The organism is Tessaracoccus sp. MC1756, assembly GCF_014164735.1.
Taxonomy (GTDB): Bacteria; Actinomycetota; Actinomycetes; order Propionibacteriales; family Propionibacteriaceae; genus Arachnia.
In genome coordinates, this window is the sequence record NZ_JACJFZ010000005.1 from 70,812 (window position 1) to 85,098 (window position 14,287).

The following is a 14,287-nucleotide window of genomic DNA, read 5'->3' on the forward strand; positions in this document are numbered from 1 at the left end:
AAGTGTGCCTCGCGCCGGGAGCTGGCGAAACGCAGAACCGCAGGGCCTCCTTGACGGAGGCCCTGCGGCGCAGCGGGAACCAGCTATGAAAGCACAGCCGGAAGGATCACTCCTTCACGTCTTCGTCGACCCACTCGAACGTGCGGGTCACGGCCTTCTTCCACAGGCGGAACTTGCGATCACGCTCGGCTTCGTCCATCGACGGGGTCCAGCGCTTGTCCTCGGCCCAGTTGTCGATGACGTCCTGCTCGCCCTCCCAGAAACCGACGGCGATCCCGGCCGCGTAGGCCGCGCCGAGGGCCGTGGTCTCTGCGACGACGGGGCGCACCACGTCGACACCGAGCATGTCGGCCTGGAACTGCATGAGGGTCTCGTTGGCCGTCATGCCGCCGTCGACCTTGAGCTCAGCGAGCTTCACGCCCGAGTCTGCTTCCATGGCGTCGAGCACCTCGCGTGTCTGGTAGGCGGTGGCCTCCAGGACGGCGCGGGCGATGTGGCCCTTGTTCACGTAGCGGGTGAGGCCGACGAGCGCGCCGCGGGCGTCGGACTTCCAGTACGGGGCGAACAGGCCGGAGAACGCCGGCACGAAGTACGCGCCACCGTTGTCTTCAACCGTGGCGGCCAGCTTCTCGATCTCAGGAGCCGAGGAGATCATGCCCAGGTTGTCGCGCAGCCACTGCACCAGCGAGCCGGTCACGGCGATAGAGCCCTCGAGCGCGTAGATGGCGTCGTTGTCGCCGATCTTGTAGCAGACGGTGGTCAATAGGCCGTTCTCCGACGGGACGACCTCGGTGCCTGTGTTGATCAGCATGAAGTTGCCGGTGCCGTAGGTGTTCTTGGCCATGCCGACCTCGAAGCAGGCCTGGCCGAACGTGGCGGCCTGCTGGTCGCCCAGGATGCCGGCGATCGGCACGCCGGCCAGCATGCCCTTGCCGCGACCCTCGCCGTAGACCTCTGCGGAGCTGCGGATCTCGGGCAGCATCGACATGGGAATGGTCATGTCGGCCGCGATGTCCTCGTCCCAGCTGAGGGTCTTGAGGTCCATCAGCATGGTGCGGGAGGCGTTGGTGACGTCCGTGACGTGTACGCCGCCGTCGGTGCCGCCGGTCATGTTCCACAGCACCCAGGAGTCCATGGTGCCCATGATCAGGTCACCGGCTTCGGCCCGTTCGCGGGCGCCGTCGACATTGTCGAGGATCCACTTGACCTTGGGGCCACAGAAGTAGGTGGCAAGCGGCAGGCCGACGCGGGCCTTGTACTTGTTCTGACCTTCGGCGCCGCCCAGTTCGTCGACGATCTTCGCGGTGCGCGTGTCCTGCCACACGATGGCGTTGTAGGCCGGTTCGCCGGTGTTCTTGTCCCACACGACGGTGGTCTCGCGCTGGTTGGTGATACCGACTGCTGCGATGTCGCCCTGGTTCAGCTCCGCCTGGCTGAGTGCATCCGCCACGACGGAGCGCACGTTGCGCCAGATCTCCTGCGGGTCGTGCTCGACCCAGCCGGCGCGGGGGAAGATCTGCTCGTGTTCCTTCTGGCCGACCGACACGATGGTGCCCTTGTGGTCGAAAACGATGGCGCGGGAACTCGTCGTGCCCTGGTCGATGGCAAGTACGTACTTGTCAGTCATGTGTCTTCAGTCCTTCTCGTCAGTGAGGTTGGATGGATGCGATCAGGCGACCGGCGGGAGCAGGACCATCGCGAGCAGACCCGCGAGGGCGCCACCGATCAGGGGGCCGACCACCGGAACCCAGGCGTAGCTCCAGTCGGAGTCGCGCTTGCCGGGGATGGGCAGGATGGCGTGCATGAGGCGGGGGCCGAGGTCACGGGTGGGGTTGATGGCGTAACCGGTGGGACCACCGAGGCTGATGCCGATACCGACGACGAGCAGTGCCACGCCGAGGGCGCCGAGCCAGCCGAGGTTGGCCGGACCTTCGCCGCCCGCCTCGGTGAACTTGCCGGCCGCGATGACGACGAACACGAGCACGAAGGTGCCGATGGCCTCAGTCATGAGGTTCCAGAGCGGGTTGCGGATCTCAGGTGCGGTCGAGAAGACGGCCAGCTTGAGGTTGGGGTCCGTCTCGGTGTCGAAGTGCTGCTTGTACGACAGCCACACGAGGCCGGCGCCGGCCATGGCACCGACGAGCTGGGCGGCGAAGTACACGAGCACGAGGCCGACGGAGACGGGCTCTCCACCCATTTCCTCAGCGCCGTTGACGAGCAGGCCGACGGTGACGGCGGGGTTGATGTGACCGCCCGATGCGTAGGAGGCGAGGACACCGGCGAACACCGCGAGGCCCCACCCCCAGTTGATGAAGAGGAAGCCCTGGCCGTTGCCCTTGGTCTTGGCGAGCAATGCGTTGGCCACCACGCCACCACCGAGTAGCAGCAGCAGCATCGAGCCAACGGCCTCAGAGAGGAAGATGGTTCCCATGATTTCTCCATTCCTGACTGCAGTGTCAGATAGACGTCTTCCATAGACGCGTTTGACCCCAGCAAAGAGCAAGTTGCACGTCATTGCAACAGCCGTGCACACCTGTGCACAGGTCTTAGACACCGGTGCACATAACTGCGTGCTGAATCGCCGTGCGCCGCGCCCGATTGGGAGAAAGGACGCTGTCAGGGCCGCCTGTCGCGCGGCTGCAGCATGGTGAGCAGCGCCGCCCTCATGAGGTCTCTCTCCTGGGCCAGTTCATCCAGCGCAGCAGGTGGCAGCTCGACGGCATTGTGGCGCGCATAGGCCCGTTCGGCCGCCAGCATGATGTGGGTACAGATCGACCCCACCTGGGCATCGTCGAGCCACTTCGGATCGAACATGATGCGTTCCGCCCCACCGTCGACGTTGAGGATGACGGTGACGCCCTTCGAGCGGCCCCGGGCCGGCACGGCTGGTTCCGTCTGCCGGGTCGCAGCCAGGGCTGCGGCATGCCGCGCGTCGAGGTCCCGGCCGAGGGTGTCGAACAACACCAGCGACCGACGGCTGAGCGCGGGCAGGTCGCGCAGACGCTCGCGCACTTCACGGGGCAGTTCGGGCTCCTCGGGAGCCGCACCGGGTTCTGGCGGTGCCGCCAGCTGGAGGGTCGACAGCATCAGCGCCTCGCGGAACCGGGCCTCCAACGCCGCGGCGTCGGGCACCTTGTGGAACCAGACGGGGCTCAGCCGCACCTTGGTGAGGCGGCCGTGCTCAGACCAGAGGCGCACAATGCCTTCGCGGTCTGAGAACCCGCCGTCGGATTCGTCGATCGCCTCTTCCTCGGGCTCATCGCCGCCGTAGGGTGGCGGCGCGAGCGGGTCCAGGTCGTCGTCGAGTTCGGTCACGTCAGGGAACCTCCGCCACGAAGCTTTCGGTCCAGGCGGCGAGTTCGTCCAGCGTCAAGGTGTCAAACATGTCCCGGTTGAGGAAGAGGCGACCGCTCGCCGAGTTCCCGACGCACCATTGCGCGTCATTCGCCTCGTAGCACCAGACACCGGGGCGCAGTTCTGTCTGCCCATTCTCGAGGCCCTCGCTCCACTCGGCCGCCCGCTCACTCCATGCCCAGGGCGCAACAACGATCCGATCCGCTTTTCCGGCGTCGTACACCGGCTGTCCGAGCAGCCAGTTCAGGGTGAAATCCCCGACGGTCGTGGGGTAATCGTCCTCGCCCAACTCCTCCAGCTGCACCGACCCAGTGGCCGCCGGGTCACTGGACGACCGGGTCGCCGAGGGAGCATCCGTCGACGCCTCAACAGTCCCTGTAGGGCTGGGGGGTGCCGGGCCGTCCGGGGTGCAGCCGGTGCTCACGATCAACAGCGTGACACTGCAGGCGGCCAGGGACCGCAATCCCATCGAAACGGCTCCACGCATTCCTTACCTCTTCACCCCGTCGTTGGTTCCGCCGGGCCGCTGGGCGCCGGCCGGATCGTCCACCCGTGATTCTGCCTCATCCGGATCCGGCACCGAGTCCGTGGGGGCCGGCGGGACAGAGGCCTGCCCACCGCCTGTGGGCCACGTGCCAGGCTGAAGCAACTGAGGAGCCGAGAGGCATTCCGTCACCTTGCCGGCAAGCGCATCGGCGCTGTCTCGGACAGGGCGTCCGAACTGGGCGTCCTGCAGGTTCGTCCGCAACGCCCTCAGAAGATCGAGCGCGTTGGCAACCCGTCGGTAGTGATAGCCCTTGGCGCCAGGCTGCAGACTCTGGACAGCCTGGGTGGTGGCCTTGATCTCGCGCTCCATCACGAGGAAGAGCGCTCGATTGAACAGCGCGAGCTGGCTGATCGCATTGGCCATGCTGGTGGCCAACCCCCGCAGTTCCTCCGTCGCGCCGTCCTGCACGATGCTGCGCGCCGTGTAACTGCTACTTGCTCCGCTGACCCAGCCGGGGATCTGTCGCAGCGCAGTGATCCTGCTGCGCATCTGTGACACCTGGTCGGCCTTGGTGCGCCACCGTCTCGCATCAGCCTCAAGGTCCCCGGGGACATGCCCCACCTCCGTTCGGACGACCGTCATCTGCTCGCGAACGGCCTCAACCTCGCGCTGAAGATCCCGGATGATCTTCTCGCCCTTCGCCTCAAACTCGCGGCGGTCCTGCTGGTAGCCGAAGAGTCCGTGCTCCACGAACGACAGGAACTCGTCCCACCAGTTCACGGAGTCCTTCCGATCCGCCTCCACCGCGGCGTCGACGGCAGCCTTGAGCGCATCGGCGGCTGGCCCGAGCCGGTGGGCCCCCACGCCCTCCGCTTCGGTCAGGGAGAATCCGCTCGGCTGGCCGCCGAATTTGATGAACAACCCGTCAACGAGATTGATCGGCAGAATCATCAGATCATCCCCTTCGCCTGCTGGGCATTGGCCTGCTCCGTGCCCCGGTAGTCGCTGGCCGACGCCCGCAGCATCGACGAGATCGTGTTGTACTCGCCGCCCGCCCCGGAGGACCAGTCAGTGGTGGACGACGTCAGGGAGTTCACACCGAGGTCCGGCACCAGACCGAATTCGGTGGGGACCGGGGTCGACGTCACAGATTCCATCTCACCGGACAGATCCTCCCATTCCTGGGCTGCAGCCTCCAGCTGGGCCGGATCCACCTGATAGTCACCGGTGCTCCCGCCGCCGCCCGAGCCGCCGCCGGACGGTGAGTACGACCCTGGGCCTGTCGGGTAACTGGGTGACGTGTATTGCCCAGAACCCTCGGCGCCGGGCTGCTGGTACGCGGGGAGGGATGAGGGCGCCGGATAGGAGGGTGGCTGATAGCTCGGCGGCTGGTACGGCGAGGGACCCTCTGAGCCGGGCGACGGCGGGACGTAGCCCGGATCGCCCGGGCCGGGGACGTAGCCGGGATCGCCCGGGCCGGGGACGTAGCCGGGATCGCCCGGGCCGTGGACGTAGCCCGAATCGCCCGGGCCGGGGACGTAGCCAGGATCACCCGGACGCGGCACGTAGCCGGGATCACCCGGACGCAGTGAATAGCCGGGCTCCCCGGGGCGGGGTGAATAGCCGGGCTCCCCGGGGCGGGGTGAATAGCCGGGCTCCCCGGGGCGGGGTGAATAGCCCGGCTCGCCGGGCCCCGGCATGTAGCCAGGCTCCCCAGGGCCGGGGACATAGCCCGGATCACCCGGACGGGGCACATAGCCCGGGTCACCGGGCCGCAGGACGTGGCCAGGGTCTCCGGGGCCGCTCCCGTCCGGGCCGAGGCCCGCTGCCATGGGGCCACCCGGACCACCGGGCCCACCGCCCATTGCGGGGGCGCCCGCGCCGCCTCCGGCGAGGCCGCCGCCCATCGACGTGGCACCACCGGGCATGCCGGCTCCGGCCGCGCCGGGGGCGCCTCGCATCATCCCGCCACCCATGGCGCCCGCCATGTCTCCGGGGGCCACGCCACCGGGTGCGCCGGGGCGGCCCGCGCCGCCGGGGCCACCCATCATGGGCGGCATCATCGCCGGGCCGCCGGCGCCCTTCTTGCCCTTGGCTCCGGTGGAGTTGGGGTTGATGGGTGCTTCGCCCAGGTCTGTGTCGTCGATCTCGTCATCTGAATCTGCACGCAGCCCGGCGAAACCGCCCTCGGCGGCCCGCTTCATCAGCTGCTCCCACGCCTCGTCAGCGTCACCCATAGCCATCTCCTCCGGGCATAAACCGCTGCCAAGTTAACCAGCCGTTCGGGTCACGTCACACACCGTTGGCCCGCCGGTGGCGGGGGCCCGTACGCCCACCTGGTTGGAGTATCAGCCGGCGTGGGCCGCCCGGAACTGCGCGGGGGTCAGACGACGCTTGGCGGCGATCGCCGTCACCGAGAAGGTGAGGGCGACGACGCCGAGCAGCAGCGCGACGGAGGCCAGGCCGACCTCACCGGTGCCGTCCGCCATGTGGGTGCGGACCAGCTCGAAACCGTTCTGCAGCGGCGACACCGCGCCGATCGGCGAGAGCCAGCCGACGGCCGAGGAGAGGCCGAGGCCCACCGTCACCACGAGCAGCAGCCCGGAGATCAACCGCCCGATGTTGCCCAGCCAACCGGCCAGGGCGTGGTTGGCCAACGCGAACGAACCGCCCAACAGCATCATCAGCAACACGAGCACCGCGGCGGTGCCCACGCCCAGGCCCAGCACGACCGAACCGACGAGCCCCAGCACGAGGCCCTGGCCCACGACCAGTACCAGCGGAAGCCACACCGTCCGGCCCCAGAGCACGATGCTCGCTGCACGAGAGCTGACGACGTTGCGCGGCACGGGACGCCAGAAGGCGAACGCCGCCAGGGCGCCGAGCCACAGCCCCGCGACGATCAGCAGCGCCGTGGAACCCACCTCCGTGGGCGTGATCAAGTCCTTCTCCTCGGCCACCGGCGACGCAGCGACGCTGGACAGTTGCTTGCGGTCCTCGGCCGAGTAGCTGGGCAGTTCCTCGGCGCCCTTCGTCAGCTCGGTGTTGAACAGCTCGAGACCGTCCGAGAGCTGCCCGGCGCCGGACGACAGTTGGCTGAGCCCCCCGCTGAGAGCTTCGGTGCCCTCCGCTGCCGAGCGCACGCCGGCGGTGTACTGGCCGACGCCCGAGACGTATTCTTCAGCGCCGGTCTGCAGCTGCTGGGCGCCCGAGTCGAGCTGCCCGACCCCGCCGGCGAGGCCCGAGGCCCCGTCGGCCAGGCCGCGGGCGCCGGTCTGCAGCTGCTGGACACCGGCCGGGAGTTGGGCGATGCCGTCTGCCAGGCTGCGGGCGCCGTCGGCCAACTGCGTGACTCCGGTCGGCAGCGCGCCGATCTGTCCCTTGAGTTGCTGGAGCCCGCCGTTCAACTGGGTGGCGCCGTCCGCGATGAGGGGGGCGTTGTCGACGAGGGGCTGGGCCTCGGTGACGATCTGGTCAGCGCCGTCACGCACCTGCGTGAGGGCGCCGCTGAGGACGGCCATCTGCTCGGCGGTCTGCGTCGGCAGTTCGGCGACAAGGGTGTCGACCCCGTCAGCCAGCGCGTCGGCGCCGCCGGCGAGTTGACCCGCGCCGCCCAGCAGCGACAGCCCACTCTGCGGGTCTGGCGTGTTGAGCGCGGCCGAACCCGCGCCGGTGCCGGCCTGGAACCCGCCCTGCACGCCCGCGGCGGCGCCGGCCGCGAACGTCTGGCGGAGCATCTCGCAGGTGGCCGGATCCTCCACCGGGCACGTGAAGGCCTGCGCGATCTGGTCTGCGACCGCGGCGACCTCGGCGGGCATGGGCACGGCGCCGGAGGCGTAGCCCTGCAGGGCCCGGTCCGCCTGGGTGAGGCCGCCGCTGAGCCCGGCAGCGCCGACGGCGGTGGCGCGGGCGCCCTGGGCCAACAGATCGAGCTCCGAGGTGTCGACCGGCTGATTCTCGATGCCGGTGATGATCTGGCTGAGGCCGTCGCTGAGCTGGTCGACCCCACCGACCACCGCGGCGGAACCCTCGGCGAACTCGGGGAGCCCGGCGAGCAACTGCCCGCCCTGGTCCGCCAGTTGCGTCACGCCGTCGACGAGGGCCGGGGTCTGTCCCGAGAACTGCTCGACGCCGTCAGCCAACTGTTCGGCGCCGTCGACGAGGCGGGGCGCCTGACCGGCGAACTGGTCCACGCCGTCGGCCAACTGGTCGGCGCCCGAGGCGAGCTGGCCGGCGCCTGTGTTCAGGGCGCCGACGCCCACGGCGAGGTCGCCCACGCCCTCCGCGAGCTGCGCGCCACCGTCGGCCAGTTTGCCGCCGTTGTCCTTGAGTAGCGTCATGCCGTCGTTGAGCTGGGCGGCGCCGTCGGCCGACTGCTGCGCGCCGTGGGACAGCTGCGAGGCGCCGTCCTCCAACTCGGAGACACCGTCAACGATGGTGCCGAACTGCTCGCCCACGGTGTTGAAGCCCACGTAGATGCCGTCGAGGTACCCCTCGGTGAGCTGCGCGTTGATGGTGTCGGTGGCCATGCGGGCGATCTGCTCGGCCACCTGGGCGTCCGTGACCGGCGCGTTGTCGCTGACCGCCACCTGGATGCCGGCCTGCTCGGCCTTGGCCGCGTCGTTCTCGGACCACGACGTGGCGTTGGCGGAGAAGTTCTCCGGGATGGTCACGACGGCGGAGAACCGGCCGGACTTGAGGCCCGCGGTGGCGCTGGGCGCATCCGCGAGGGTCCAGCTGATGTTGTCGCCTTCGCGATCCACCATGGCGGCCGCGAGCTGACGCCCCATGGGGATGTACTGGTCGCCGACGGTGACCGCCTGGTCGAGATTCACGACGGCGGCCTCGATGCGGCTCTCGCCGCCACGGCCGATCAGGCCGAGCATCAGGCCTGCGGCCAGCAGCGGCACAAGCGCCATCGCGACGATCTGTGCAGGCGTGGGGCGGGTGTTTCTCATGCCCTTGTCTCCTCGTGCAGGGGGGTGGCGACGTTCAGCACGCCGTCGGGGGTCAGGTCGATGAGGTGCTCCGCGCTGGCGGCGCCCAGGAGGACGGCGCCCCGCGGATGGGTGTTCTGGATGAGCTGATCGAGGGCGTCCCGCGCGGCGCCCGGCGTCACCACGTCGACCGAGTCGACGATCACGACGGTGGCCGGACGGGTGCTCGCCAGCGCGCCGGCCACGTCCTCGACATGGGCCAGGTCGAGGTAGGTCACCCGACGGCGGGCCCGGCCGGCCCCTTCGGGCAGCAACGCGCCGGCCACCCGGGCGCGACCGCCGGTGGTCTGCAGCCTGCCGCCCAGTGCCAGGAGGGCGCCGGTGCGGGCACCCACGGGGCCGACGACACCGGCCACCTGGCCCGGCATCAGCCACAGGGTGAGGGGCTCGACGATGCCCTCCACCTCGAGGTCTTCGGCGTGCAGCGCCGACCCGTCGCCGGGCCATTCCTTGAGCGCCATCTCCGTGGAGAGCACCTCGCCCTCCACGTCGAAGGTGGGCAGCAGGCGGTCCAGCCACGCGGGCAGCCACCAGGCGCGGTCGCCGAGCAGCGTCATCACGGCCGGCACCAGCGTCATGCGGACCAGGAACGCGTCGACAGCGACGCCCACGGCCAGCGCGAACGCGATCGATTTGATCGGGCCCATGCCTTCGGGGACGAAGAACGCGAACACGGCGAACATGATCACGGCCGCAGCGGCCACGACCGGCCCCGAGGCGACGAAGCCGCTGCGGATGGCGTCGAGCGCGCTCTTGCCGTGCACGTACTCCTCACGGATCCGGCTGACGAGGAACACCTCGTAGTCCATGGCGAGGCCGAACAGGATGCCCATCAGCAGGATGGGCAGGAACGAGATGACCGGCATGCCGCGCTCCAGGTTGACCAACTCCTTGAGCCAGCCGTGGTTGAACACCAGGGTGGTGGCACCGAACGCCGCGCCGACGCTGAGGAGGTAGCCCACCGTCGCCTTCACCGGCACCCACACCGAGCGGAACACGGCGGCCAGGAGGACCAGCGACAGGCCGACCACCAGCAGCCCGAACGGCAGCAGCGCCTGGGTGAGCTTGTCGCTGATGTCGATCTGGACGGCGGTCATGCCGGTGACGTTGGTGTTGACGTCGTACTCGGCCAGCCACTCGTCGTGCCGGTCCATCAGCGCGCGGGCGAGGACGGCGGTCTCGGGGTCGTCCGGGCCCGTGGTGGGGACCACCTGGATGAGGCCCGTGTCGGCGTTGGGGTTGGGGGTGGACAGCGGCACGGAGGCGACGCCGTCCATCCGCTCGATGTCGGCCTTGAGGTCTGCCATGACGCCGAGCGGGTCCGTCGAGCCGATGATGTCGGCGGTCACGACGAGCGGGCCGTTGACGCCCTCGCCGAAGTGCTCCGCCATGAGGTCGTAGGCGATCCGCGCGGGCTGTTCCGCGCGCTGCTGGCCGGCGTTGGGCAGCGACACCTGCAGCCCCACCGTCGGGATCGTCAACGCACCGAGCAGCACGACGACGCTGATGATGGTGGCCACCGGGTGCTTGGTGGTGACGCCCACCCACCAGGCGAAGGCGCCCGTCCCGGAACGGGACTTCTTCCTGGCCTTCGGCACGCGTTCCCGGGGGCGCATCTTCTCGCCCATGAACCCCATGAGCGCGGGCAGCAGGGTCAGCGCGACGGCGACGGCCAGGGCCACGCCGAGCGCAGCGAAGAGGCCCATCACGGTCAGGAACGGGATGTTGGCCACGGACAGGCCGAGCAGCGCGATGAAGACGGTGAGACCGGCGAACACGACGGCCGACCCGGAGGTGCCGACGGCGCGGCCGGCCGACTCCTGCGGCTCGAGGCCCTGGCGCAACTGGTCGCGGTGCCGCGACAGGATGAAGAGGGCGTAGTCGATGCCGACGGCGAGGCCGAGCATCACGGAGAGGATGGGCGTGGTGGAGTTGATGGCGAAGACCGACGTCAGCAGGAACATCAGCGCCGTGGTGATGCCGACCCCCATGATGGCGGTCAGCAGCGGCAGTCCCGCAGCAACGAGGGATCCCAGCACCACGGTGAGGACGATGAGGGCCACCACCAGGCCGATGATCTCGATGAGGCTCAGCGCGGGCAGTTCGATGTTGTAGGCCTCGCCGCCCATCGCGACCTCGCTGCCCGGCGGCAGCTCCGCCTGCAGGGCGTCAGCCACCTCGGTGATGGGCGCCAGGTCGTCGGCGGTCGGGGTCACTCCGGAGAACCCGAGGCTCAGCTGGATCAGCGCCGCGCGTTCGTCGTCGGAGATGAGTCCGTCCACGAACTCGTTCCAGGGCGAGGTGGCGCCGTCGGCCTCCACCTCGTCGAGCTCGGAGAAGCTGGCGACAGCGTCCTCGATCTGGGGACGGTAGGTCTCGACCGACTCGCCCTCGGGGAGCACGATCACCGCCATGGCCGACAAGGCGGCACCCTGCGGGAACGTCATCCTCAGCTTCTCCAGCGCCTCCTGGGAGTTGGAGGAGGGGATGTCGAAGTCGTTGTTGAAGTTCCCCGACCAGGCCGCGGCCGCGCCGCCCAGACCCAGGAGCACTGCCAGCCAGATGGCGAGCACGGTGAGGCGGCGCCGGAAGCACCATTTACCGACGGCGTAAAGCCAAGCTGACATGAGATTGCCCTATCCTCTGGTGTACCGGCATCAGGATACATCGGTGTACCGATTTCAATACATTCCTGTACCCGTCGCGAAAGTGAGCAACATGACGGTCTTGGACACAGCCCGACGACGGGCCACGCGCGCCCGCCTCGTCGAGGCCGGCATCAGCGAGTTCGGCACCCGTGGCATTGACGCCACCAGCGTCGAGCAGGTGTGTGAGGCGGCCGGCTTCACACGCGGGGCCTTCTACTCGAACTTCTCCAGCAAGGACGACCTCTGCATCGAGATCGCCCAGACCGTGGCCGAGGAGGCGTCGGCCCGGATCCGGGACGCGCTGGCCACCATGCCCGACGAGATCCCGGCGGACAGCATCGTCACGGCCATCCTCGACGTGGCGCACCTGTCCCCCGCACTGCATGCGACGGAGGTGGAACTGTCGCTGCGGGCCGCGCGGGTACCCGAGTTCGGCGAGCGGCTGCGCGCCACCCGCGCCGGGCTGCTGCCCATGTACCTGGAGGTCGCCGAGCAGGCCGCCGCCCGCGCCGGCGTGCGCTTCACCGTCCCGGTCGCCGATGCGCTGGAGATCCTCGAGACACTGCACTACTCCCCCCGCCAGATCGGTTACAACGAGGAATCGAAGCGGCTCATCACCCTCGCCTCGCAGGCCTTCGTCGAGCCGATCGGGACCGGGGCGTGAGCGCCCGCGTCGAACATCTGGTGACCGCCTCCGGCCAGGGCTTCGAGAACAACGTGTGGCTGGTGGGCGACGACACCGAGGCCATCATCATCGACCCGGCCCACGACGCCTCGGCCGTCGTCGAACTCGTGGGCGGGCGGCGCGTCACGCAGATCGTGCTGACGCACGGACATTGGGACCACATCGGTGCGGTGCTGGACTTGGCACCCCTGGTGGGCAGCCCGCCCATCCGGCTCCACGAGGCCGACAGGTTCCTCTGGGACGAGGAGCACCCGGGCGACGACTTCAACCCGCTGCCCGACGGCGAGCACCTCGCCGTCGCGGGGACCGAGCTGGAGGTGCGCCACACCCCGGGCCACACGCCCGGGGCGGTGTCTCTAGTGGCGGAGGATCTCGGCTGCGTCTTCACCGGCGACACCCTCTTCGAGGGCGGCCCGGGCGCCACGCGCTGGGGCTACTCCGGCTTCGAACAGATCATCGGGTCCATCTCCGAGCGGCTCTTCACGCTCCCCGATGAGACGGTGGTCCACACCGGGCACGGACCCTCCACCACCATCGGGGCCGAGCGCCCGCAGCTGGCTGACTGGGTCGCCCGCGGCTGGTGAGCCGCGGTACCCGGGCCCGGCCGGGTAGATTGGCCGCCATGATGCGCAAACTGTTGTGGCTCGTCGGGTTGATCACCCTGGCCTGCGTCGTGGTGGGGGCGGTGGACCGTCGGCAGGCCGCGCGTCGCCGCGAGCTGTGGGCCGAGGCGACCGACTGACACCGGCGTTCAGGACGCGCGGGTGAGGTCTTCCGTCCCGCGTTCGAACGTGGCGTGCCCAAGACGCGCCCCAGCCCCGAACAGCACCGCTGCACAGGCCACGTAACCCACCCCGATGCCGACGAAGGCCGCCGTCGAGAGCCCCGTGGTGGGCAGCACGAAGGCCGCCACGACCCCCGCCGTCACGAATGCGGCGTTGAAGAACATGTCGTAGAAGGTGAAGACGCGGCCCTTGTACTGCTCTTCCACGTGCGACTGGACGATGGTGTCCACACAGACCTTGAACGCCTGGACGGCCAGGCCGACGAAGAAGCTGGTCACGAAGACCACGGGCTTCGCGGAGCTGATGGCCAACGCCGCAGAGGTGGCCGTGCCGAGCAGGAGCACCGCGATCGAGGTGCGACGCAGCCCCAGCCACCGCACCATGACGGGCACCACGGGTGCCGACAGGATGAAGCCGGCGCCGGTGGCCAGGCCCCAGACCGTCAGGTCGGCGAGCGCCAGTTCCGGGCGGTCCGAAGGGTGCCACAGGTGCCTGGCGGCGAGGATGACCGCGACGCTGAGCAGGCCGAACAGCAGCCGTGTGGCGGCCATCAACAGCAGCGCCAGGAGCGCGACGGGACGGGTGCGCAGATGGCGGGCGGCATCTGCCAGGCCGGCCACCACCTCCGTGGTCGAACGCCGCCTGACGACGGTGGAACCCACGCCGCCAGCGGCTGGGTCAACGGGGGCGGGGCCGAGGGCGTCGCGGTGGAAAACGCGGCACACCAGCACCGAGCCGACGAACATCACCGCCGACAACCCGAACACCATGGCATCGGCCCTGTTGGCCCCCAGCGCGTCGCCGAGCGCGAACCGGGCGGCGAAGCCGGCGACCGCGCCGATGACGACCCCGATGGGCCCCACCGTCGGCACGATCGACGACGCCGTGAGGTACTCGTCCTGCTCGACGGTGTGCTGCAGCCCGGCCGACAGCCCGGCCAGCATGAACCGGTTGATGCTCATCGCGACCAGCAGGGCGCCGAACAGCACGACGGCCCAGCCCCCCGTCGTGGCCCCCGTGGCGATGATCACGCCGATGGTGGCGGCGAGGACCGCCCGGGTGAGGTCCGAGTAGAGGGCGACATTGCGTCGCGACCAGCGGTCCAGCAGCGGCGACACGAACGGGCCGATCACGGTGAACGGCAGCAGGGTGAGCGCCAGCACCCCCGCGATCGCCCAGGCGCTGGCCTGCGACTGTGGGGAGAACAGGATGTAGCTGGCCATCCCCACCTGGAGTGTGCCGTCAGCAGCCTGGCTCAGGATCCGCAGGGTCAGCAGCCGACGGAAGGCTGCGTGGCGCCAGAGTCGCCTGAGGGCGCTGATCAGCTGCAC

At 69.6% G+C, this 14,287-nt stretch carries 11 protein-coding genes; 2 read left to right on the plus strand and 9 right to left on the minus strand.

Annotated features, from left to right (window positions below; genetic code table 11):
- Window positions 1-106: 106 nt before the first annotated feature.
- The 8 genes from glpK to H5393_RS12015 all read right to left on the minus strand — a co-directional run bounded on the left by glpK (window position 107) and on the right by H5393_RS12015 (window position 11,465).
- A complete protein-coding gene (gene glpK, locus H5393_RS11980; RefSeq protein ID WP_182766855.1) occupies window positions 107-1,627 on the minus strand; it encodes a glycerol kinase GlpK in 1,521 nt (506 codons plus the stop codon).
- A 42-nt stretch (window positions 1,628-1,669) separates the two neighbouring features.
- On the minus strand, window positions 1,670-2,431 hold the full coding sequence (locus tag H5393_RS11985) for an MIP/aquaporin family protein (RefSeq protein ID WP_182763035.1): 762 nt from the start codon (window positions 2,429-2,431) through the stop codon (window positions 1,670-1,672).
- Between the two features lie 185 nt (window positions 2,432-2,616).
- The gene (locus H5393_RS11990; RefSeq protein WP_182763036.1) at window positions 2,617-3,315 is read right to left on the minus strand and encodes a hypothetical protein; all 699 of its coding nucleotides are present in this window, start codon (window positions 3,313-3,315) and stop codon (window positions 2,617-2,619) included.
- Window position 3,316: 1 nt separating this feature from the next.
- The gene (locus tag H5393_RS11995) at window positions 3,317-3,658 is read right to left on the minus strand and encodes a hypothetical protein (protein ID WP_182763037.1); all 342 of its coding nucleotides are present in this window, start codon (window positions 3,656-3,658) and stop codon (window positions 3,317-3,319) included.
- Window positions 3,659-3,844: 186 nt separating this feature from the next.
- Window positions 3,845-4,792, minus strand: coding sequence for a hypothetical protein (locus H5393_RS12000; protein ID WP_182763038.1), 948 nt, complete (start codon window positions 4,790-4,792; stop codon window positions 3,845-3,847).
- Window positions 4,792-6,078: a WXG100 family type VII secretion target gene (locus tag H5393_RS12005; RefSeq protein WP_182766856.1), complete on the minus strand. Its 1,287-nt coding sequence runs from the start codon at window positions 6,076-6,078 to the stop codon at window positions 4,792-4,794. Before H5393_RS12005 ends, H5393_RS12000 begins: the two co-directional genes overlap by 1 nt.
- A gap of 111 nt (window positions 6,079-6,189) precedes the next feature.
- Window positions 6,190-8,799, minus strand: coding sequence for a YhgE/Pip domain-containing protein (locus H5393_RS12010; RefSeq protein WP_182766857.1), 2,610 nt, complete (start codon window positions 8,797-8,799; stop codon window positions 6,190-6,192).
- Entirely contained in the window at window positions 8,796-11,465 is a 2,670-nt protein-coding gene (locus H5393_RS12015) for an MMPL family transporter (protein WP_182766858.1), read from the minus strand. The genes H5393_RS12010 and H5393_RS12015 overlap by 4 nt, the downstream gene beginning before the upstream one ends.
- Window positions 11,466-11,556: 91 nt before the next feature.
- On the opposite strand from H5393_RS12015, the gene H5393_RS12020 reads away from it, so the two are divergent.
- Together H5393_RS12020 and H5393_RS12025 are read left to right on the plus strand one after the other, a co-directional pair.
- Complete coding sequence (locus H5393_RS12020) at window positions 11,557-12,150, plus strand: TetR/AcrR family transcriptional regulator (protein WP_076062167.1); 594 nt, start codon at window positions 11,557-11,559, stop codon at window positions 12,148-12,150.
- Window positions 12,147-12,755 (plus strand): MBL fold metallo-hydrolase, encoded by a 609-nt coding sequence (locus tag H5393_RS12025; protein WP_182766859.1) that lies wholly within the window; start codon window positions 12,147-12,149, stop codon window positions 12,753-12,755. The genes H5393_RS12020 and H5393_RS12025 overlap by 4 nt, the downstream gene beginning before the upstream one ends.
- A 167-nt stretch (window positions 12,756-12,922) precedes the next feature.
- On the opposite strand, the gene H5393_RS12030 is transcribed toward H5393_RS12025, so the two are convergent.
- Entirely contained in the window at window positions 12,923-14,287 is a 1,365-nt protein-coding gene (locus H5393_RS12030) for an MFS transporter (RefSeq protein ID WP_182766860.1), read from the minus strand.